Raw genomic sequence first — 20,726 nt, 5'->3', positions numbered from 1 at the left:
TGCGCGTCAGCCCGATGGGCGCAGCAGCACCTCGTCGGCGTCGGCGATGCTCCAGGCGCGGCGGCCCAGCCAGGTGTCCAGGCCCAGCCGGCTATTGCGCGCCAGCTGCGGGGTGGGAACCTCGTCGGCCTTGAGCAACAGCTGCAGTTCCCAGCCGAATTCGTCGCCCAGATAGCTGCGTACTGCGGCGGTGAGCTGCCTGAGCGCCTGGCCTCCCGGAAGGAAGCGTTGAAACACCAGGCGGGGCAGCGGCCCCAGACAGATGCGCACCCGTTGCTGGGCGCCTCGCACGTGTGCGCCCACCACGCTGTCCACGCCCAGCTGCGCGTTGCGCGGGCCCAGACCAAGTTGCAAGTGCGCATCGGCCGGCAGGCGCATCCATTCGGCGATGAATTCCTGCACCTGCACCGGCCATTCGAACACCTGCTGCAGCAGTGCACGCAAGCCTTCCGGCGTACGCGTGGCGGTGCCAAGACGGCCGGCGTAGTAACGACGTGCGTCGTCCGGCAAGGCGTCGCGGTCGCGCAGATGCGGGCTGGCAATACCAACCAATGCATCCAGCCAGGCACGGAACTGGTCGCTCGCCGGCCGCTCGGCCTGCACGCTGGGCTGTGCCTGCGCCCAAGCGCGGTAGAACAGGCTCAGCATGCGGTGATGGAACACATCGGCAAACGCGGCGAAGGCGCCGTCCTTGGTTTGCTGCGCCCGTTCGATGGCGTATTCGGTCAGGTGCAATGGCAATGGCGCATTCGGCCCAAACAGGCCTAGAAATAGACCGTACAGCGCGGCAGGCTGATCGTGCGTTGCCGGTGTGTAGCGATCGAGCGCACGTGGCGCGAAAGCCAGTGACGGCGCATGCCGCAGCCGCAGCACATCGTCGCTGGCGCGCGCCGATTCGCCCAGGCGCGGCTGCAGCGGATGGCAGCGCTCGATCGCGCGCAGAGCCGCGAACGGAGTGAAATCCTGTGGCCGGGTCTGCAGCGCTTGCGCCAGCGCAGCAGCCGCGGCGCTCACAGGCGCGGGCGCGTGCCGGGCTGGGCTGGCCATCGGGCCACCTCGTTACGTTCGGTGGTACGCAGCACGGTCTCGGTAAACGAATTCACCGAGACATAGCGCGCAAAGAAGTGCCGCAGCACCGAAGCCAGCAGGAACGCGCCGGTGCCTTCGAAGGCGGCATCCTCGCAGGTGAGCGTGATCTCCAGGCCGCGGCCGAAGGTGATCGGGCCAGGCACCGGGATGCGCCGCACGATCGGTGTGCCGCTCACCTGCTTGACGCCTTCGATCTGCCGCTGCGCGGATGCATCGAACGGGTCGCAGTACAAGGTGAGGATCTCGCGTAGCGCAGCGGCGCCGTCGGCGCCGTCTTCGAACAGCGACAGATAATTGAGCTGCAATTGACTGAGCAGGCGCCACGCGGTCTGCCCATCCGACAGTGCCGGGCGCGGCTTGGTTGGTCCGGCCACGCAACGCACGCTCTGTACCGGCACGCCATTGTCCATGGTGAAATCGGTGGCGCCCTTGCCTACCGGCATATGCAGCGGCAGATCGCGGTTGCTGCACCACAGTTGCAGCCCAAGCTGACGCAGGCGCGTGCTGCGTGCCTGATCGTCGGCATCGACCAGGCTGACGAACACTTCGCTGCCCACATAGCTCGACCGCGCGCCATCACGGCGCTGCCGTGCCGACAGCATGCGCGGCTCGCGGCGCATGCTGTAGAACGCGCCATGCCGCGCATGCCAGGTGCGAGCGTCGCCCCCGTAGAACGGGGTGAAGCGTTGCTCCGGCTCCTGACGATCGCCGAAGCCTTCCACCTCGCCCAGGTGATGGATCTCGAAATCCATCGGCCGGGTACGGTCGGCCAGCACGTGGTATTCGTGCAGGCCGGCTTGCAGATGGATGCGATCGGCACGCCGCGGGAACAGGTTGATCGCCGGCGTGCAGAACAATTTGAAATGCTCGGCGCCCACTGCCGCAGCCAGGCTGGGCAGGCTGCGTTGCAGCAACACCACCACCTCGAAGCTGCTGCCCTGCAACCGCCGCAATGGCGCGCGCAGTCCAGTGAGTTCTGCGAACAGAAAGCGCTCCGGACAGGCGAAATATTCCTGCAGCAAGCGGTAACCACTGAACGAGCGGCCGTCGTAGGGAATCAATGCATCGTCGTCGGCAAAGCCGCGCATCTGCACGGCATCGGCGCTCAACGTCATCTCCAGCGTGCCACCGCCGGCACCGCTGCCACGCACCACCACCGCAGTGGTATCGGCATGCAGCTGTTCGTACAACCGCTTGGGCAAGCCATCGGCGCCGGCCAGAAACAGCGGCAGCCGATCCAGCGCCAGCGCGTGCGTCTGCGCACCACCCACCAGCTCGAAGCGCAGACGCACGCCGGCACGCACCACGCGCCCGGGCGGCAAGGCGATGCCGGCAGCGGCCAATGCGGCTGGCGATTCCAGATACTTGGCCTCGGCCAGCTGCAATGGCCACAAGGTCACCGCATGCGCGGTGCGGAAGTCGCAGGCGGTACGTTCGCCGGCGCCGATCAGGCTGCGCAACGCGCTTTGTCGCGGCACGGCCACGCCTGCTGCCAGCCCGCTGTCTTTCAGGTCCGGCTGCAACTGCACCACCGCCATCGAAGGCAGCGGTGCCAGATAATGCGGGTAGACCATCTCCAGCAGGTGCTGGGTGAACACCGGGTACTGCGCGTCCAGCTTGAGTTGCACGCGCGCAGCCAGGAATGCGAAGCCTTCCAGCAGCCGCTCGACGTACGGGTCGGCGCATTCGAATGCATCCAGGCCGAGCCGGCCGGCGATCTTGGGATACTCGCGCGCAAACTCCGCGCCCATGTCGCGCACGTGCTGCAACTCGCGGGTGTAGTACGGCAGCAGGCGCGGGTCCATGAGGTCAGCCGTGCCCTTCGACGATATCGAGCCGGCCGGTTTCCAGGTCCAGCGCGGTCTTCAGGTACAGGTTCAACGGCAACGGCTGCGCCCACATCTCCGATTCGATGGTGAACAACAGCGAGCGCCGGTCCATGCGCGCAGCATCGGCATGCACGCTGACGCGCAGCGTCTCGGGAATCAGGCGCGGTTCGAACGCCAGAATCGCCTCGCGAATGCGTTGTTGCAGCGCGGCCGCATCGATACCGGTCACTGCAACACCGGCCAGATCCGGGATGCCGTAATTCAGCACCGAACTGCGTACCTGCGGGTGCGCTTCCAGCGGGCGGCTGGTTTCCAGATTCACGGCATTGAGCAACCACGACAGATCGCGAATCACGCACTCGCGCAGGCGCGTGGCCGAAATCACGCGCTGCTCGCGGCTCTCTTCGCGTTGGCTGGGCGCGACATCGGTGAGCCGGTCCAGCAGCGAGGGCTGCAGGCGTTCGGTGGTGGTGAGTTCGGCCATGGCGTGTCAGCCCGCGTCGAATTGCACATCGCGCACATCGAGCAGCGCGATCTCGCGCAACTCGGTGCTCCACATGCGCTGGCCCAGGCCGATCTCGCCCTGCGCGCCATGCGTCCATTCGGTGCGGCGCGCCAATTGCAGCTCGCCGGCATCCAGATGCTCGCTGCCGGGATACCGCACCGGCAGGTAGCCGAAGGCCTGGCCACCGTTGCGCCATAGCACGCTCACCGGCGCCCACACGGTGTCGCGCAGATCCCGCGGCGCTTGCATGCGCAACTGCTGGATGTGGCTGAGCGGTGCCCAGGCGTAGCCGCTGTCGAGCATGAGTTCGATGCAGGGCCCGAAACGGGTGTCTGCATCTGCGAGCCACTGGAAGCGTTCGCCATCGAGCACGCCGGCACTGGCCGGTGCCAACGCGAACGCCTGCGCCCGCAACGCCGCGGCCTGTTCGCCATGCCCTTGCGCCGATAGTTGCAGCGCGTGTAGATGCATCGCCAACCATTCGGCCGGCTCACCGATCACATGCGGCAATCGCGCGCCGGCAAACACCTCAGCGCGCGTCTGTTCGCCCTGCAGCACTGCAAGGTACGTCTGCGCCAAGGGCTGCGTGGCGGCATCCAGCTCAGCGCAGGCGCGCAGCTGATCTGCGGCGCGCGACCACTGGCCGAGTACGGCCAGCAACTGAAACAGGAACACGCGCTGCGCTGCGTCGGCCGGTTGCCGGCGCACCTGCTGGATCAGTTGCTGCAACGCCTGCGCCGGCTCGCCTTGGGCAAGCAGGGTCTGTGCGGTGGCATCCATCGCGCGGTTCCTTATCGAAGAAGGTGGCAGTGCCGTGCGCGGCACCGCCAGTCATTGCATTGCCGCCATCGGAGGCAGCCAACGTCACAGCGTCAACTTCCGATGGGCGGCGCAGAGCGAGCGATGTACACGCATGTCGTGCCGCACCGCGTCGCCAAACGCACCTGCGTGGCGAAGGCGTTGTGGTGGCCTGCGCCCGCGTCAGGCCTTGGCCACACCCTGAATGTCGTAGGTGAATTCCTTCGCCCCGCCCTGCGCGGTGCCCTTGTCGTCCTGCGGCTGGAAGCCGTACTTGAACTTGCCGAAGTGCAGCGTCACGTTTTCGGTCAGGCGGTCTTCGCCACCGGAGCCGCCGGTCGACAGCGAGGTAATCAGCACGCCTTCGCTCAATTCCAGGGTGAGAAAGTCGCTTTGCTCGCCGGTGGCGTTGGTGACGTACAGCCAGGCGTTTTCCACCCGTGCACCGGTGCACACTGCATCCAGCAGCGCGTTGGAGCAGCCGTCCACGTACTTGGTGATGGAGATGTCCTGGATATGCGCCTTGCCGCCGCTGGCCGAGCCGCCACCGGTGTGCAGGTCGCCGGAATTGCTCGCGCCCCACGACCAGGCCAGGATCGGAATCTCGCCCTTGTGCTTCTTGTGGTTGGACGCGCCTTCGATCTTGACCTTGCCGCTGCCGAACTTGATATGCATGTCGAACGCCATGGAACTGCTCCTTCAATGAGAGTGACAACACGAGATGGCGCGACGCGCAGTGGCGTCGTGCGTGACGCGAATGCGTCGGATCAGGCCTTGGCGGCCGAGGGAAGGCGCGAGACCAGCCGCAACGACACGGTCAGGCCCTCCAGCTGGTAATGCGGCTTGAGGAAGAACTTGGAGCTGTAGTAGCCCGGCGCGCCTTCCACTTCTTCCACCACCACTTCGGCGGCAGCCAACGGCTTGCGCGCCTTGGTTTCTTCGCTGGAGTTGGACGGGTCGCCGTCGATGTACTGCGTCACCCAGCGCGTCAGCCAGCTCTGCATCTGTTCGCGATCGGAGAACGAACCGATCTTGTCGCGCACGATGCACTTGAGGTAATGCGCAAAGCGGCAGCACGCGAACATGTACGGCAGGCGCGCACCCAACGCTGCATTGGCGGTGGCGTCCGGGTCGTCGTATTCATCGGGCTTGTTGAGCGACTGCGCGCTGATGAAGGCGGCCATGTCCGAATTCTTGCGATGTACCAGCGGCATCAGGCCCATCTTGTCCAGCTCGGCCGAGCGGCGGTCGGTGATCGCCACTTCGGTCGGGCACTTCATGTCCACGCCACCGTCGTCGGTAGGAAAGGTATGCGTGGGCAAGCCTTCCACTGCGCCGCCAGACTCGATACCGCGAATGCGCGAGCAACAGCCGTACTGCTTGAACGAGCGATTGATGTTCACCGCCATCGCGTAGGCCGCGTTCTGCCAGGTGTACTTGTTGGAATCGGCGCCGGCGGTGTCTTCTTCGAAATCGAATTCTTCCACCGGGCTGGTGGCCGCGCCGTACGGCAGGCGCGAGAGCGTGCGCGGCATGGCCAGGCCGATGTACTTGGAATCTTCCGATTCGCGCAGCGAGCGCCATGCGGCGTAATCGGGCGTGGAGAAGATCTTCGCCAGATCGCGCGGGTTGGAGAGCTCGCTCCAGTTGTCCATGCCCATCAACTTGGGCGCGGCGGCGGCAATGAACGGTGCATGTGCGGCGGCGGCTACCTGCGCAATGCCGTTGAGCAGTTCCACATCCGGCGGGCTCTGGTCGAAGTAGTAATCGCCGACCAGGCAGCCATACGGCTCGCCACCGAGCTGGCCGTATTCCTGCTCGTAGACCTTCTTGAAGATCGGACTCTGATCCCAGGCGGTGCCCTTGTAGCGCTTGAGCACCTTGCCCAGTTCCTTCTTGCTGATGTTCAGCACGCGGATCTTGAGCTGCTGGTCGGTCTCGGTGTTGTTGACCAGATAATGCAGGCCGCGCCAAGCACCTTCGAGCTGCTGCAGATCGGCGTGATGCAGGATCTGGTTGAGCTGCTCGGTGAGTGCGCGGTCGATCTCGGCGATGTAGGCCTTGATGGTCTGCGACACGTCTTCGCTGACCACATCGCTGCGGTTGAGCACCTGCTCGGCGAGCGTGCGCACCGCCGATTCCACTTCTTCCTTGGCGCGCTCGCTCTTGGGGCGGAACTCGCGGTTGAGCAGCGCGGCAAAGTCGCCCTGCTCGGTTGTTTCGGTGCCACTGGTGGCCAATGCGGCTTCGGTCGCGGACATGGCGTTACGCTCCTTCCGGTTCGGAGGCAGGCTTGGCGGCCGACACCAGCGACTGCAGCAACGCCGGGTCGCGGATGGCGTTGGCAATCAGCTGCTCTGCACCGGCCTTGCCATCCATGTAGGTGTCCAGGTTGGCCAGCTGCGTGCGCGCTTCCAGCAACTTGGCCAGCGGCGCAACCTTGCGCGCGATGGCAGCCGGCGAAAAGTCGTCCATGCTTTCGAAGGTGATATCCACCGCCAGCTCGCCTTCGCCGGTGAGCGTGTTGGGCACCTTGAATTGCGCACGCGGACGCATCGACTGCAGCCGGCTGTCGAAGTTGTCGACATCGATCTCCAATGCCTTGCGCTCGTCCAGCGAAGGCAGTTCGCCGGCATTGGCGCCGGACAGATCCGACATCACGCCCATCACGAATGGAATCTGTACCTTCTTCTGCGCACCGTAGACCTCCACGTCGTATTCGATCTGCACTCGTGGCGCCCGATTGCGGGCAATGAACTTCTGACTGCTGGCCATGCCTGATCTCCGATTGAGCTTGCCCGTTGCGCCGGCGTGCAGGGCACGTGCGCCGCCATGTGGCTTGGATGTCGCCGGCCCGGCGGTATGCCTGCGGCCTGCGTGCGACGCCGCTGCCGTGGGCTAGCCCACGACCGCCACGCACCACCCGGACCGAAGCGGCAGGCCGTGCGATGACGCTTTCTCAGCGTTGCGGCGAGGATAGAAATGCGCCTGTGCGCTCACCCGACAAATCGTCTCAATCGCCGCGATCGGGCGCAGACGGGCACGGATGCGTGATCCAGCGCCGACTTTGTGAAAGAGGCGTGATGGGTTGGCACTGCTTTTCTCGGTTGACCAGGGGACAGGCCCCGGGGAGTGGGCCGCAGGCAGCATCCGCATGAGCAGCAGCAGTTATTACAGCGCCATCGTTGCGCACGTACCGCCGGCCGGCGAGGCACAAGCGCCGCTGATGATCGATCTGCTGGCCTATATCGAGCAGCACATCGGCGAGGCGGAATTGGGCACCGAGTCGTTGCAGCAAGCGTTCGCGTTATCGCGTGCATCGCTGTACCGCTTGTTTCAGTCGCGTGGCGGTGTGGCCAGCTATATCCGCGAGCAGCGGCTAAGCACAGCGCACCGCTACCTGCAGGCCTACCCGGAGTGCAGCCTGACCTGGTTGCTCTACGAAATGGGCTTTGCCTCCGAGCGGCAGTTTCAGCGCGCGTTTCAGCAGCGCTTCGGCATGCCGCCCATGCAGTGGCGTCGCCAGTGCCGCGCTGCGCCGCATCTTCCTGCGCCACGGCGTGGCCACTACATGCCGATGTGGCGCTTCATGCGCGAACTGAGCCAGCACGTACAACCCGAGCACGCATCCATCCGCGGCGGCGCGGCCACACCCACGCACGGCTCTCCGCTGGTGCATGCCGAAGCACTGCGCCGGCTCGCCCGGCCGGCCGCGCGCTTTGCGGCACAACTGGAGCCGATGGAGAGCGAAGCACGCTGAGTTGCGCAGGAGCGCACCCGGACGCGACGTGCATGACCTGGACGCCACATCGCGCCCAGGGCCGCACCTAGGTGCGGCAAGGCAATGGCATCGGCATCAACGAATCACCAGGACCGGAATCGCACTGTGGGTCAGCACTTCCACCGTCTGGCTGCCGAGCAGCATGCGCTGCATGCCGCGGCGGCCGTGCGAGGTCATGATGATCAGATCGCTGTTGCAGTCCTTGGCGGTCTGCACGATGCCCTCGGCGGCGAAGCGATCCAGCACATGCCGCGGCGTGGCCTTGATGTTGGCAGCGGCGGCCAGCTCCAACGCCGGGCGCAGGATCTTTTCAGCGGCCGCTTCGCGCTCGGTGCGATATTCCGGGCTGGCCTCATAGCCCACGCTCCAGCCCATTGCGTCGTACATGCCCATCGCCCATGGCTCGGACACGGTGACGATATCCACTTTCGCACCGGTTGCCTTGGCCAGCTCCAGGCCTTGGAACAAACCGCGATGCGAGAGCTCGGACGCATCGATGGCGATCAGGATTCGTTTGTACATGATGACCTCCCGGATGGACCGGCTGCGGCGCCGGCGACTTGAGATTGGCAGCACTCAGCGACGCAGACCTTGATACAGATCAATCTTGCACCTGGCGGACGGTCGCGCCTGAAGCGGCTCACCTGGCTGACGAGCGACCATCTCCATCGCGCCAGTAGCGTGCTCACAACTGGCCTGTTCGCGTGTGCGCTGCATTGCACACTGGCCGTGTCCGCCTGACGGCTGCGCGACAGCTTTTTGTAACGGTTCTTCTTCGTTGCCTTCAGTCGGTGGGCGCGTCATCGGCAGCACCCCGGGGTACGCGCACGCGTGCCGGATTGCCCACGGCGGTCGCACCGGCCGGCACATCGCGCGTGACCACCGCACCGGCACCGATCACCGCGTCGTCGCCGATGCTGACGCCCGGCAGGATGATTGCCCCGCCCCCGATCCACACATTGCGCCCGACGCGGATCGGCTGCCCGAATTCCAGCCCGCTGGCGCGTCCGGCCGCATCGCGCGGATGGTCGGCAGCGTAGAACTGCACGGCGGGCCCCACCTGCGTGCCTTCGCCGATATGCACCTGACAGATATCCAGAATCACGCAGTTGAAGTTGAGGAACACGCCCGCGCCCAGATGGATGTTGTAGCCGTAATCGCAATGAAATGGCGGCAGGATCACCGCACCGGCACCCACCTCGGCAAGCCGCTCGACCAACAATGCGTGCCGCTGTGCGGCTGGCTGCGCGCCAGTGGCGTTATAGCGTGCCATCCACGCCGCAGCCGCCGCCTGATCGGCCTGCAGTTGCGCATCGGTGGCGTTGTAGAGTTCGCCAGCCAGCATTTTCTGTTTTTCGGTCTGCATGCCGCCGCGTGCCTATGCAATGAACTGCCGACAGGGTGGCATGGATATCGCGCGGTATGCATCGAGCGATGCACCAATCGCCTTGGCTTGCCGGCTCGAAGTGGCTTACAGAACCTTGCAATCTGGCGATTGGCTAAGGAAGGTCTGAACAACGCGATCGGAGGATGTGGTAAGCCATATCGGTCGCGGTGACCGCGCTCAGATCCTCGGTTTTTCGCCGTTTTTGGCGCTTTTTCGGGGTATCGTCCCGATTACGGGCGCACCTACCCCGCGGCGGTAATGAACTCTTTGCGCTTCAGCCACAGATTCGACAGCGCACACAGCATCAGCATCTGTGCGGTGTTCTTCGCCAAACCGCGATAGCGCACCTTGACGTAGCCAAACTGGCGCTTGATCACCCGAAACGGGTGTTCCACCTTTGCACGCAGGCTGGCTTTTGTGTGCTCCCAGCGCTTGGCCAACTTCAGTTCGCGCTTGTTCTTAATCTGCTTCAGCTTCGAGGGCTTCTCCGCGATCAGGTAGCGCAGTTTGCGCTTGCGCTTCATCTCCTCGCGTTTCTCAAGCCCGGTGTAGCCGCTGTCCGCGCACAGCGTGTCCTCCTTGCCGTGCAGCAGCTTGTGCGCTTGTGTGATATCGGCCACGTTGGCCGCCGTGCACTCCACGTGGTGCACCAGCCCGGAGTCATCGTCCACCCCGATGTGCGCCTTCATCCCGAAGTAGTACTGGTTGCCCTTCTTGGTTTGGTGCATCTCCGGATCGCGCTCGCCATCCTTGTTCTTGGTCGAGCTGGGCGCAGCGATGATCGTGGCGTCCACGATCGTCCCGCCGCGCAAGCTCTGCCCCTTGCGCGACAGGTGCGCGTTGACCCGATTGAACAGCTTGCGCGCCAAATCGTGCTGCTCCAACAGATGGCGGAAGTTGAGAATCGTCGTCTCGTCCGGCACCTCATCCAGCCCGCCGATCTTGGCGAAACGGCGCATCGACACCGTGTCGTACAGCGCTTCTTCCGCCGATGGATCGCTCAGTGCATACCACTGCTGCAAAAAGTGGATGCGCAGCATGGTCTCCAGCCGATACGGCTGTCGCCCCGGCTGCCCCGACTTCGGGTAGTGCGGCTCGATCAGCGCCAGCAGGTCCTTCCACGGCACGACCTGGTCCATCTCGGCCAAGAACACCTCACGCCGCGTCCGCTTGCGCTTGCGCTTGCCGTTGTACTCCGCGTCGCCGAAGGTCAGCTGCATCGAAATCGTCTACTCGGGTCGTTGATCGATTGTGGCAGATCACGATGGATTGTTCAGAGTTTCCCTAAAGCGATTGGCGCATTCAGCACTGGAGTGGAAACCGCCCATGGAGAATTCGAGCATCGGCCTGGCGCGCGAGGTAGGTGTGTCGCCATTCCATTGCTTGCCGCATCCGTTGCAATGCCTTGGCGCCAGCATCGATACTCCTGACCGTGCCCTTGCGGCACGACCACGTTCAAGGACGACGTCATGACACGATGTGTAGCTGCCTGCGTTGCGTTATTGCTGTGGGCATGCGTCAGCACACCTGCCAACGCAACCTCCTCACTTTCGTTCGAGGGCGGCGGATACTGGATAGACTTCGAAATCGGTCACGTCACCCGACCAGTGATCGCCAGTCTTCGTTTCAATGCACCTGGCGACAGCAAGGGCGTGTTGTTGCGGGGCAATTTCCAGGTCAAGACGTTCGACACCAAACGCAGAATCCTCCGCCTGATTTACACAGGAGAAGACGCGCGCGTGCCGCCCTTTACCCTGGTCGTGCTCGCCAACAAGTCGACCCTGACCGTGAACGGCAAGCAGATCAACTCACGCTTCAGCTGGGAAATGTAGGCGCGCAACAGCGCAACAGCGAGAGGCTTCCGCCATCGATCAGCTGTCGAAGATGGTCATGCGATCTCGCTTGGCGCATGCGGTGCAGTAGCGGCCGGCCCCGCTTGCTGCATGCACAGTACAACCGCCCTACGCCCTCGCCTGCCAAAGAACACGCACGCGCAGGCGAGCGACCCCTGACTACACCACGGTCAGATTGGCGTAGGCCATCACCAGCCACTTGGCGCCGACCTCGTCGAACTGCACCTGCACGCGCGCATGCGCACCGGCGCCTTCGTAATCGACCACCACGCCGCCGCCGAACTTGGGGTGTTCGACGTTGGCGCCAAGCTTGATCGGCGCGGTCTCCACGATGCCATGGACCGGGCCGCCGCGCGCCGCGCCCAGCGATGCGGTGCGCGAAACCTGCACCTTCGGGCGCACTTCGTTGAGCAGGTCGCGCGGAATCTCGCGCAGGAAGCGCGAGGGCACGTTGTAGTTGTCCTGGCCGTGGATGCGGCGCGATTCGGCGTAGCACAGCACCAGCTTTTGCCGCGCGCGGGTGATGCCCACGTACGCCAGACGCCGTTCCTCTTCCAGCCGCCCACTCTCTTCCAACGAGCGCGCGCTCGGGAACAGGCCGTCTTCCAGACCGACCAGGAACACGATCGGAAATTCCAGGCCCTTGGCCGAATGCAGCGTCATCAGCTGCACGCCTTCTTCGCCAGCCTGCGCCTGGCCTTCGCCGGCCTCCAGCGAGGCATAGGCCAGGAAGGCGACCAGTTCGGTCATGCCCTGGCTGTCTTCGTCGTCGGGGCGGGTGAAGCGCGAGGCGACCGACACCAGTTCGTCCAGGTTCTCGGTACGCGATTCCGAATCCAGCCCGCCACGGCTTTCCTTGGCCCAATGCTCGCGCAGGCCCGAGCGCATCAGCACATGGTCGATGCGTTCGGCCAGTTCCATCTGCCCGGTTTCGGCATGCAGCTGGCCGATCAGGCTGAGGAAGGTGGCCAGCGCATTGCGTGCGCGTGCGGCCAGCGTGTTCTGCTGCGTACACAGCATCGCCGCTTCCCACAACGACAGCGCACTGGCACGTGCCAGCCGGCGCACCTCATCCAGCGTCCGGTCGCCAATGCCGCGCGTGGGCGTGTTGACCGCGCGTTCGAACGCAGCGTCGTCGCTGCGATTGGTCAGCAGGCGCAGGTAAGCCAACGCGTCCTTGATTTCGGCACGTTCGAAAAAGCGCATGCCGCCATACACACGGTACGGCAACTGCTCGGAAATCAGCGCCTCTTCCAGCGCGCGCGATTGCGCGTTGCTGCGGTAGAGCACCGCCACTTCGCCATAACTGCCGCCGTCGCGCACCCACTGCCGTGCACGCTCGACCACATAGCGCGCTTCGTCCACTTCGTTGTAGGCCGCATACAGATCGATCGGGTCGCCATCGCCGGAGTCGGTCCACAACTGTTTACCGATACGGTCCGGGTTGTGCGCGATCACTGCATTGGCAGCGCCCAGGATATTGGCGCTGGAGCGGTAGTTCTGCTCCAGCCGCACGGTCTGCGCGCCAGGGAAATCCTTCAGGAAACGCTGGACATTCTCGACCTTGGCACCGCGCCAGCCATAGATGGCCTGGTCGTCGTCGCCCACCACGAACACGTTGCCCGATTCGCCGGCCAGCACCCGTACGAAGGCGTACTGGATGGCGTTGGTGTCCTGGAACTCGTCCACCAGAATCTCGCGGAAGCGTGCGCGGTAATGCGCCAGCAATGCGGGCGTGTCGCGCAGCAACTCGTGCGCGCGCAGCAGCAACTCGGCGAAATCCAGCAGCCCGGAGCGGTCGCAGCGTTCCTGGTAGGCCGCATACACCTGCCGGCGCACCTCGGTCCAATCGTCGTTGGGCTCGGGCTGGATATGTTGCGGACGGCGGCCCTCGTCCTTCTGCTCGTTGATCCACCAGCTCAGTTGCTTGGGCGGATACTTGCTCTCGTCCAGCTCCAGCGCCTGTACCACGCGCTTGACCAACCGCAACTGGTCGTCGCTGTCCATGACCTGGAAACCTTCCGGCAGCCGCGCGTCCTGCCAATGCAGACGCAACAGGCGATGGGCCAGCCCGTGAAATGTACCGATCCACATCCCGCGGCTGCCATTGCGCAGCTGCAGGTCGGTGCGGTGACGCATTTCGCCGGCCGCCTTGTTGGTGAAGGTCACCGCGAAGATGCCGTGGTTGGGCACGCCCTGGACTTCGTTGAGCCAGGCGATGCGATGGATCAGCACGCGCGTCTTGCCGGAGCCGGCGCCGGCCAGCACGAGGTAATGCCCCGGCGGCGCGGAAACGGCCTCGCGCTGGGCGGGGTTTAAATGATCGAGCAAATGAGAGACATCCACCGGCGCATTTTACCGGTTGTGGCGTCGCTGCGGCTGAGATTGCGATGAAGCGGTTGGGATTGCTGCCTCTCATCCGCCCTTCGGGCACCTTCCCCCCCGCAGGCGGGGGAAGGCAGGATAGTGGTTGCTCTGCCGCCTGCCAGAGAAGGCCGACGCTGATTGCTCTGCCGCTCGCCAGAGAAGGCGCGACGCTGCTTGCTTTCCAGCCTGCAAGAGCGCAGACGGATGCTCGCCGTGGCAGAGCCCCTCTCCCGCCTGCGGGAGAGGGGTTGGGGTGAGGGCAAGAGGCGCAGCCGACGCATTGCGGGTCATCCGAGGCTTTGCTCGCCCCCTCATCGGTGCTATGCGTCACCTTTGCCCATCGAAGAGGCCAGCGTCAAGGACGGAGACGGCAGCCAAGCTACATTTCCAATCTCCACACGCCTATCAGCGCTCCAGCAGCAACACCACATCCCGCGCAATCGCCGCGGCCTGCTCGCGCAACTCCGGTACCGCCAGGCTTTCCCACAGCGTGCCGATGCGCAGGCTGCCGATCACCCGCAACTGCGGCTGCATCCGTCCATCGGCATCGATCAGGCTGCCATCGGGGCCGGTGTCCACGCCGATCCCGTGTGGACCGGCCACTGCGATGCCCTGTCCCAGCAATTGCTGCAGCAGCCGGTTGCCCATCGCCTGCACCCGCATTTCCACCCCGGTGGCATTGACCAGGGTCTGCACATCCAGCTGCAAGGCATGTCCGGCGCTGGCGGCTCCGGCACTCACGCGCACGCAAGCGCCCACCTCGAAGGCCACATCCAGCCGTGCGCGATGTACCTGCAGCTGACCGCGTGCCTGCATCGCCTGCAGCTGCGCATGCACCGTTGCGGCGATGCGATGCCGATGCACGTCCCAGTAGCGCACCACATGCCGCAGAAAACGGCGCTGGTCGGCAACCGACAGCGTCTGCCATAACGCCTGGCTCAACGGCCGGATGCGTTCCATCACGCTCTGCCATGGCAGGCCCTGCGCGGCGGCGATGCGCGCATGCTGGCGCAGTGTGCGCATGCGCGCGCGCAGCGGCATTGTCAGCAGCGGCTGCGGATCGAACAGCGCCACGCCGCCATGTGCCTGCGGCAGCGGCAGCAAGCCATGCCGCGACACCACATGCACGCTTGCCCGATGCGCCTGCGCTGCCAGCGTCACCACGGTATCGGCCATGCTCAAGCCCGAACCAACGATGCACACGGCCGCGTCCGGTGGCAGCGCTGCCACCGCCTCGGTCTCCCAGGCTTCGACACGCTGCGCGCGCGACAGCCCGGTGGCACCTCGCAGCGGCAGCGGTCGCAGCGCATTGCCCACTGCCAAGACCACCACGCTCGCCTGCAGCAGCTGTCCATCGTCCAGCTGCAACAGTGCGCCATCGGCATTGGGTTGCAGGGCCTGCACGCGTGCGCAGTGCACACGCAGCGTCGCCGGGCTGTGCGCACATGCCGCCTGCAGGCGGTCGCGCAAGTACGGGCCATAGTGCCGCCGCCCCACGAACTGCAGCGGCAACTGTGCATCGTCCAGTTCGGGGCAACAGGCGTTCGCGCGCAGGTAATCGACAAAGTCGTGGGGCAGCTGCGGCAGCGCACTCATGCGCGCAGCCGGCACATTGAGCAGGTGTTCGCTGCGCGCGGTGGAATACGCCACACCTTCGCCAAGCGCCGCATGCGGCTCGATCAGGACAATCTGCAATGGCGCTGCGGCCTGGCGCAGCAGCTGCAGCGCAACCAGCACACCGGACGCGCCGCCGCCGACAATGGCGATGACGGCATCGCCGGGATCACGCAGTGTATTCATGTCGACATTGTAGGCGATGCATCGGCCACACCCGCAGGCCGTCACCGGCAGTGGCTGTCTTCCACGGCATCGCAAGCGCGGTGTGTGCCAACGCCTCCCACACGCCCTGCCTGCCAAGCACTTACGATTGGCGGGTCAGCATCGGCACGCGCCATTGGGGAATCCCCAACATGTCCATCGCCCTGGTCAGGCCCATCCTCTACGTCCACGATGTGGCGGCAATCAAGGCGTTCTACCAGACCCATTTCGCGCTCGCCGTCACCGAGGAGATTGCCGACGCGTGGGTGGTGCTTGCAGCTGGCGGCATCGAGCTGGCGCTGCACCGGGTGGGCGACGCCTACCGACAGCGGCCATCGACGCCTGCGCCGTGCCCTGTCGCGGATGCGACACGCACGACCACCAAGCTGGTGTTCGCCATCGCCAGCGATCTGCCCGCACATCGCGCGCAGCTGCAACACGCGGGCGTGCATGTGGGCGAGCTCAAACGTTACCCCGGCTTTGCGTACCAGCTGTACGACGGCCGCGACCCGGAGGGCAACGTCTTCCAGGTCATGCGCCTGGATTGACCCAGGCGCCCTACATCAACGCATCGGCCAGCCGCGCAATGCCCTCGCGGCTGCGGCGCCAGGCCGGGCGGCGACGCCACTGTTCCAACGTTAATTGCCGCGCATTGGCCAGGTAATCCTGCTCGATCTCACGCAACCGCTGCACCACGCCGGTGTCATAGCAGAGCATGCCGATCTCGGCGTTGAGCGCGAACGAGCGGATATCCAGGTTGATCGAGCCCACCAGCGCGATGTCGTCATCCATGCTCAGGTGCTTGGCATGCAGAAAGTGCGGGCGATACAGCGCAATCTTCACCCCGCAACGCAGCAGCTCTTCGAAATAGGCCTCCTGCGCCCACGCGGCCAGGCGTTGGTTGTTGTGCTCGGACAGGATCAACTGCACATCCACTCCCGACACCGCAGCGATGCGCAAGGCGCTCAACAAGGCTTCGTCGGGTACGAAGTACGGCGTGACCAGCACCACCTTGCGCCGCGCCAGATGGATCACCGCATTGATCGCATCGCGCGCATTTTCGAACGGGTACGCCGGCCCGCTGGGCAGTAGTTGCGTGGCGATATTGGCTTCGCAGACCGGCGCATCGGGCCACACGTCCAGCCGCTCTCCGGTTTCGGTGAACCAGTCGCTGGCGAAGACCGCTTCCAGATGATTGACCACCGGCCCGCGCACGCGTGCCACCAATTCGCGATTGGGCACGCCATCAATGAAGCCGGCTTCGGCCAGGTTCTGCGACCCCACAAACGCCACCCGGTTGTCGAGCACCGCAATCTTGCGATGGTTGCGCAGATCCATGCGGCCACTGCGACGCCAGCGCAAACCGCCCGGCAATACTGCCAGCACCTGCACGCCGCCGGCCTGCAGGCGCTTGCGGTAGCGGCGCAGGCCACGCTTGGCGCCCACCGCGTCCAGCAGCACGCGGCAACGCACGCCGCGTGCGCTGGCGCGTTCCAGTGCCGCCACCACCGCTTCGCCCACCGCATCGTCGAACATCAGGTAATACAGCAGGTGCACGCGTTTGTCGGCCGCATCGATCGCCGCGATCAGGGCCTGCAACGACTGCGCGTAGTCGTCGAGCAATTCCACCGCGTTGCCCAGCGTGGGCATGAAATCGCCCTCGCGTTCGATCAGCGGCACCACTTCGGCACTGCTGGTGTCTGCCTGCGGCATCCAGCGCAAGGCGTGCAGGGGCAGTTGTTGTTCGCGAATCACCTGCGAAGCGGTGGCCTGCCGCTCCACCCGCAGCCGCGACAACCACGGGTGGCCGAACAGCAGATACAGCGGCAGGCCGACCACCGGTACGAAGCCGATCAGCAGCAGCCAGCTGCGCGCCGCGCCCGGCGTGGTGCGGGCGGGAATCCATAGCAGTGCTGCCAGGCGGATCGCCCAGTCCAGCGCCAGCAGCCAGGTGCCTGTGACCCAATCGGGCAGCATCAGTGGTCCGTTCTCATCAGGAATCCGATTCTGACTTGGCCGCGCGCAAACGCAACGGCGGTGGCGCACAGACAGGGGGGCAATAGCGAAACGGCCCGCCCTGCGCATCGGCCGGCTGCACGCGTTCGGCGCAGACCTGCCGCAACGTCTGCACGAAGGCCGACTGCATCCGGGTGGGATACCAGTCGGCGCGCGTGGTCATGCCGATCTGCCGGCGCAGCAGCGGCCCGGCGCTGCCGATCTCCTCGAGCAGGCCGGCGCGGCGCTCGAACAGAAACTGGTCGCGCGACATCAAGGTCAACCAGTCGCCTTCCAGCAGCAGGCCGCGCACGGTCAGCTCGGCGCCGCATTCGATGCGCACCGGCGGCGGCTCCAGCTGGTGGTCGCCGAACAGCTGCTCCCAGCGCGCGCGCACCGGCGTGCCAGCGGCAGCGATCACCCAGGGGTAATCGCGCAGTTGCGCAAACGCATAGCCCTGCCCGGCCAAGGGGTGGCCGCTACGCGCCACGATCACCGGTTCGTCGTCGAACAGCGGCTCCTGCAGCACATCGCGCACCGGCAACGGGTCGCGCAGCGCACCGATCAACAGATCCAGGCCGCCCTCGCGCAGCTGCGCCAGCAATTGGGCGTACGGGCCCTCGACCACCTGGACGCTGGCCCCCGGATGCGCACGCGCAAACCGCGCCAGCACCTGCGGCAACAGGATGGCGCGCGCCAGCGGCATCACCCCCAGGGTAAGGCGCCCGGCGTGCTGCGAACGCAATGCGGCCACCTCGTCCAACCCGGCACGCAACTCGGCCAGCGCCAGCCGCACCTGCCGCAACAGCCGCAGCGCCACCGGCGTGGGCTGCATGGTCTTGCCGCGGCGTACCGTCAGCGGCACTTCGATCACATCGGCCAGCGACTGCACCGCGCGGTAGATCGCCGGCTGCGAAACGCCAGCGCGTACTGCCGCCAACGCGTAACTGCCTGCCACATCCACCGCCACCAAGGCCTGCAGCTGGCCCAGCGACACCCGCCGCTCCAGCCCAGGGCGCGCGGGCAGGCGCAGCGCACGCCGCGCGACTCCGATCCCCCGGCCCAGATGCGCCAGCACCCGCTCGATACGCGGCACCAGCAACCCGGCAGCCTCGGTGGCCGACATGCCACCCGGGTGCCGGTCGAACAGGCGCACGCCCAGTTGCTGCTCCAATCGCGCCACGGCCTGGGTCAGCGCCGGTTGCGACAAATTCACCCGCGGCGCCGCCGCGCTGATGCTACCGGCCTGGTGCACCACGACCAGCGCGTACAGGTGACGCAGATTCGGTTCCGGGATCGGCTGCATGCTCTAACTATAAGCAAAACCAATATGCATACCTCAAATGAATCTTGAGGCGGTTGACTCTGCCCAGCCAGACTCGGCGCACTCTTAACGAGGATGGATGGATGAGCCAGGTCGTTACCCGGATCGAGCGCACGCCGCTGGCCATCGTCGACGGGCTGGCGCAGGCCGGCGTGGCCACCGTGCACGAAGCGCAGGCCCGCAGCGGCCTGCTGCACCATCGGCTACGTCCCATCTACGCCGGTTGCCGCATCGCCGGCACCGCGGTCACCGTGTCGATTCCGCCCGGCGACAACTGGATGATGCATGTGGCCATCGAGCAACTGCAGGCAGGCGATGTGCTGGTGGTCGCGCCGAACAGCGACTGTTGCGACGGCTACTTCGGCGACCTGCTGGCCACCTCGGCGCAGGCGCGCGGATGTCGCGGCCTGATCATCGATGCCGGCGTACGCGATGTGCGCGATCTCACCGCCATGCAATTCCCTGCGTGGAGCCGCGCCATCTGCGCGCAGGGCACCATCAAGGAGACGCTCGGTTCGGTCAACGTGCCGCTGGTGTGCGCCGGGCAACTGATCCAGCCCGGCGATGTGGTGGTGGCCGACGACGATGGCGTCTGCGTGGTGCCGCGTGCCAGCGCTGCCGATGTGCTGACCGAGGCGCAGGCGCGCGAGGCACGCGAGCTGCTCAAGCGCGAACGCCTGGCACGCGGCGAACTGGGCCTGGACATCTATGCGATGCGCGAACGCCTGGCCGCCAAAGGCCTGCGCTATGTCTGAGCGCGTGCGCGCCATGTGGATGCGCGGTGGCACCTCCAAGGGTGGATTCTTTCTGGCCGACGATCTGCCCGCCGACACCGCCGCGCGCGACGCGTTCTTACTGCGCGCCTACGGCTCGCCGGATGCGCGCCAGATCGACGGCATGGGCGGCGCCGACCCGCTGACCTCCAAGGTTGCCGTGGTGTCGCGCTCGGCGCGTGCCGATGCCGACGTGGACTATCTGTTCCTGCAGGTCGCGGTGGAACAGGCGCAGGTCAGCGATGCACAGAACTGCGGCAACATGCTGGCCGGGGTTGCCCCGTTCGCGCTGGAACGTGGCTTGCTCCCCACATGCAACGGCCAGACCCAGGTGCGCATCTTCATGCGCAACACCGGCACCTTGGCTACCGCCACCGTGCAGACGCCCGATGGCACGGTGCGTTACGACGGCGATGCCCGCATCGACGGCGTCCCCGGCACGGCCGCGCCGGTTGCGCTGGCATTCGCCGATATCGCCGGCTCTTCGTGCGGCGCGCTGCTGCCGAGCGGGCATGCGGTGGACACGCTCGAGGGCCTGCAGGTCACGCTGATCGACAACGGCATGCCGTGCGTGGTGCTGCGCGCCAGCGATGTCGGCATCAGCGGTTACGAAGAGCGCGCCACGCTCGACGCCGATGCTGCGCTCAGGGCGCGCCTGGAAACGCTGCGCCTGCAGGCAGGTCCGGTGATGCAGCTGGGCGACGTGCGCGACGCCACGGTGCCGAAAATGATGCTGGTCGCCGCACCGCGCGCCGGCGGCGCGATCAGCGTGCGCTCGTTCATCCCGCACCGCTGTCATGCCTCCATTGGCGTGCTGGGTGCGGTCACCGTCGCCACCGCCTGCCTGTTGCCCGGATCGCCCGCGCACGCGCTGGCGCAGGTGCCCGGCGGGCGTAGCCAGCGGCTGGACGTCGAACACCCCAGCGGTGCGAGCAGCTGCCTGATCGATCTCGATGCGCACGGCGCCGTGGTCGGTGCCGCGGTGCTCCGCACGGCGCGCAAATTGTTCGATGGTGAGCTGTATGGCTGAACGCTCCGCTGCATCGCCAAGCCGCCGCGGCCGCCATCGCAGCGGCGCGTGCGCGCGTGTGCCGCTCAAGCAGACCATCGACAGGCAGAGTGCCGTGACCCGTGCCCACCTGCACATCGGGACCACCATTGCCGTTGCGACCTGCAGCTTCCGTCCAACGGACCGTCCCACCTGGCG

At 65.8% G+C, this 20,726-nt stretch carries 19 protein-coding genes; 5 read left to right on the top strand and 14 right to left on the bottom strand.

What is annotated here, in order from left to right:
- Positions 1–6: 6 nt before the first annotated feature.
- The 7 genes from tssG to tssB form a co-directional block, all read right to left on the bottom strand.
- A complete protein-coding gene (gene tssG / locus ACCQ03_RS01590; RefSeq protein ID WP_057677688.1) occupies positions 7–1,047 on the bottom strand; it encodes a type VI secretion system baseplate subunit TssG in 1,041 nt (346 codons plus the stop codon).
- Positions 1,011–2,894 carry a type VI secretion system baseplate subunit TssF gene (gene tssF / locus ACCQ03_RS01585; RefSeq protein WP_150147387.1) on the bottom strand — a complete coding sequence of 628 codons (1,884 nt, stop codon included), beginning with the start codon at positions 2,892–2,894 and terminating at the stop codon, positions 1,011–1,013. Before tssF ends, tssG begins: the two co-directional genes overlap by 37 nt.
- Positions 2,895–2,898: 4 nt before the next feature.
- Positions 2,899–3,402, bottom strand: a complete 504-nt coding sequence (tssE, locus tag ACCQ03_RS01580; RefSeq protein ID WP_017157737.1) for a type VI secretion system baseplate subunit TssE — start codon at positions 3,400–3,402, stop codon at positions 2,899–2,901.
- Between the two features lie 6 nt (positions 3,403–3,408).
- Positions 3,409–4,203, bottom strand: coding sequence for a type VI secretion system accessory protein TagJ (locus ACCQ03_RS01575; protein WP_057677687.1), 795 nt, complete (start codon positions 4,201–4,203; stop codon positions 3,409–3,411).
- Positions 4,204–4,404: 201 nt separating this feature from the next.
- Entirely contained in the window at positions 4,405–4,908 is a 504-nt protein-coding gene (locus ACCQ03_RS01570; protein ID WP_005993934.1) for an Hcp family type VI secretion system effector, read from the bottom strand.
- 80 nt (positions 4,909–4,988) lie between these two features.
- On the bottom strand, positions 4,989–6,482 hold the full coding sequence (tssC, locus tag ACCQ03_RS01565; protein ID WP_209227965.1) for a type VI secretion system contractile sheath large subunit: 1,494 nt from the start codon (positions 6,480–6,482) through the stop codon (positions 4,989–4,991).
- 4 nt (positions 6,483–6,486) lie between these two features.
- Positions 6,487–6,996, bottom strand: a complete 510-nt coding sequence (gene tssB, locus ACCQ03_RS01560) for a type VI secretion system contractile sheath small subunit (protein ID WP_008572540.1) — start codon at positions 6,994–6,996, stop codon at positions 6,487–6,489.
- Between the two features lie 313 nt (positions 6,997–7,309).
- On the opposite strand from tssB, the gene tagK reads away from it, so the two are divergent.
- Positions 7,310–7,981 (top strand): transcriptional regulator TagK, encoded by a 672-nt coding sequence (tagK, locus tag ACCQ03_RS01555; RefSeq protein WP_057687089.1) that lies wholly within the window; start codon positions 7,310–7,312, stop codon positions 7,979–7,981.
- A 96-nt stretch (positions 7,982–8,077) separates the two neighbouring features.
- Here the strand turns inward: tagK and ACCQ03_RS01550 are convergent, their stop codons facing one another.
- The 3 genes from ACCQ03_RS01550 to ACCQ03_RS01540 all read right to left on the bottom strand — a co-directional run bounded on the left by ACCQ03_RS01550 (position 8,078) and on the right by ACCQ03_RS01540 (position 10,609).
- Positions 8,078–8,524, bottom strand: coding sequence for a universal stress protein (locus ACCQ03_RS01550; RefSeq protein WP_007972857.1), 447 nt, complete (start codon positions 8,522–8,524; stop codon positions 8,078–8,080).
- A 262-nt stretch (positions 8,525–8,786) separates the two neighbouring features.
- Positions 8,787–9,368 (bottom strand): sugar O-acetyltransferase, encoded by a 582-nt coding sequence (locus ACCQ03_RS01545; protein ID WP_209227966.1) that lies wholly within the window; start codon positions 9,366–9,368, stop codon positions 8,787–8,789.
- A gap of 263 nt (positions 9,369–9,631) precedes the next feature.
- Positions 9,632–10,609 (bottom strand): IS5 family transposase, encoded by a 978-nt coding sequence (locus tag ACCQ03_RS01540; protein WP_372359824.1) that lies wholly within the window; start codon positions 10,607–10,609, stop codon positions 9,632–9,634.
- Between the two features lie 387 nt (positions 10,610–10,996).
- Between ACCQ03_RS01540 and ACCQ03_RS01535 the strand changes: the two genes are divergently transcribed.
- A complete protein-coding gene (locus ACCQ03_RS01535) occupies positions 10,997–11,221 on the top strand; it encodes a hypothetical protein (RefSeq protein ID WP_209227730.1) in 225 nt (74 codons plus the stop codon).
- 180 nt (positions 11,222–11,401) lie between these two features.
- Here the strand turns inward: ACCQ03_RS01535 and uvrD are convergent, their stop codons facing one another.
- Together uvrD and ACCQ03_RS01525 are read right to left on the bottom strand one after the other, a co-directional pair.
- Positions 11,402–13,588 carry a DNA helicase II gene (gene uvrD / locus ACCQ03_RS01530; RefSeq protein ID WP_039571651.1) on the bottom strand — a complete coding sequence of 729 codons (2,187 nt, stop codon included), beginning with the start codon at positions 13,586–13,588 and terminating at the stop codon, positions 11,402–11,404.
- A 426-nt stretch (positions 13,589–14,014) separates the two neighbouring features.
- Positions 14,015–15,409: an FAD/NAD(P)-binding protein gene (locus ACCQ03_RS01525; RefSeq protein ID WP_209227682.1), complete on the bottom strand. Its 1,395-nt coding sequence runs from the start codon at positions 15,407–15,409 to the stop codon at positions 14,015–14,017.
- A 170-nt stretch (positions 15,410–15,579) separates the two neighbouring features.
- Here ACCQ03_RS01525 and ACCQ03_RS01520 point away from each other — a divergent pair, with 170 nt between their 5' ends.
- Positions 15,580–15,975: a VOC family protein gene (locus tag ACCQ03_RS01520; RefSeq protein ID WP_057680099.1), complete on the top strand. Its 396-nt coding sequence runs from the start codon at positions 15,580–15,582 to the stop codon at positions 15,973–15,975.
- Positions 15,976–15,985: 10 nt separating this feature from the next.
- Here the strand turns inward: ACCQ03_RS01520 and cls are convergent, their stop codons facing one another.
- Positions 15,986–17,404 (bottom strand): cardiolipin synthase, encoded by a 1,419-nt coding sequence (gene cls / locus ACCQ03_RS01515; RefSeq protein ID WP_022560327.1) that lies wholly within the window; start codon positions 17,402–17,404, stop codon positions 15,986–15,988.
- Positions 17,405–17,420: 16 nt separating this feature from the next.
- On the bottom strand, positions 17,421–18,728 hold the full coding sequence (locus ACCQ03_RS01510; protein WP_150147383.1) for a LysR family transcriptional regulator: 1,308 nt from the start codon (positions 18,726–18,728) through the stop codon (positions 17,421–17,423).
- 101 nt (positions 18,729–18,829) lie between these two features.
- On the opposite strand from ACCQ03_RS01510, the gene ACCQ03_RS01505 reads away from it, so the two are divergent.
- Both ACCQ03_RS01505 and ACCQ03_RS01500 read left to right on the top strand, forming a co-directional pair.
- Positions 18,830–19,501: a 4-carboxy-4-hydroxy-2-oxoadipate aldolase/oxaloacetate decarboxylase gene (locus ACCQ03_RS01505; protein ID WP_057680098.1), complete on the top strand. Its 672-nt coding sequence runs from the start codon at positions 18,830–18,832 to the stop codon at positions 19,499–19,501.
- Positions 19,494–20,549, top strand: a complete 1,056-nt coding sequence (locus ACCQ03_RS01500; protein ID WP_057680097.1) for a 4-oxalomesaconate tautomerase — start codon at positions 19,494–19,496, stop codon at positions 20,547–20,549. The genes ACCQ03_RS01505 and ACCQ03_RS01500 overlap by 8 nt, the downstream gene beginning before the upstream one ends.
- Positions 20,550–20,726: the final 177 nt, after the last annotated feature.

Source organism: Xanthomonas sp. NCPPB 3569, from assembly GCF_041475645.2.
GTDB lineage: Bacteria > Pseudomonadota > Gammaproteobacteria > Xanthomonadales > Xanthomonadaceae > Xanthomonas > Xanthomonas phaseoli.
Note: the sequence above shows the minus strand (reverse complement) of the source record. Positions and strands in the feature narration are given on the sequence as shown.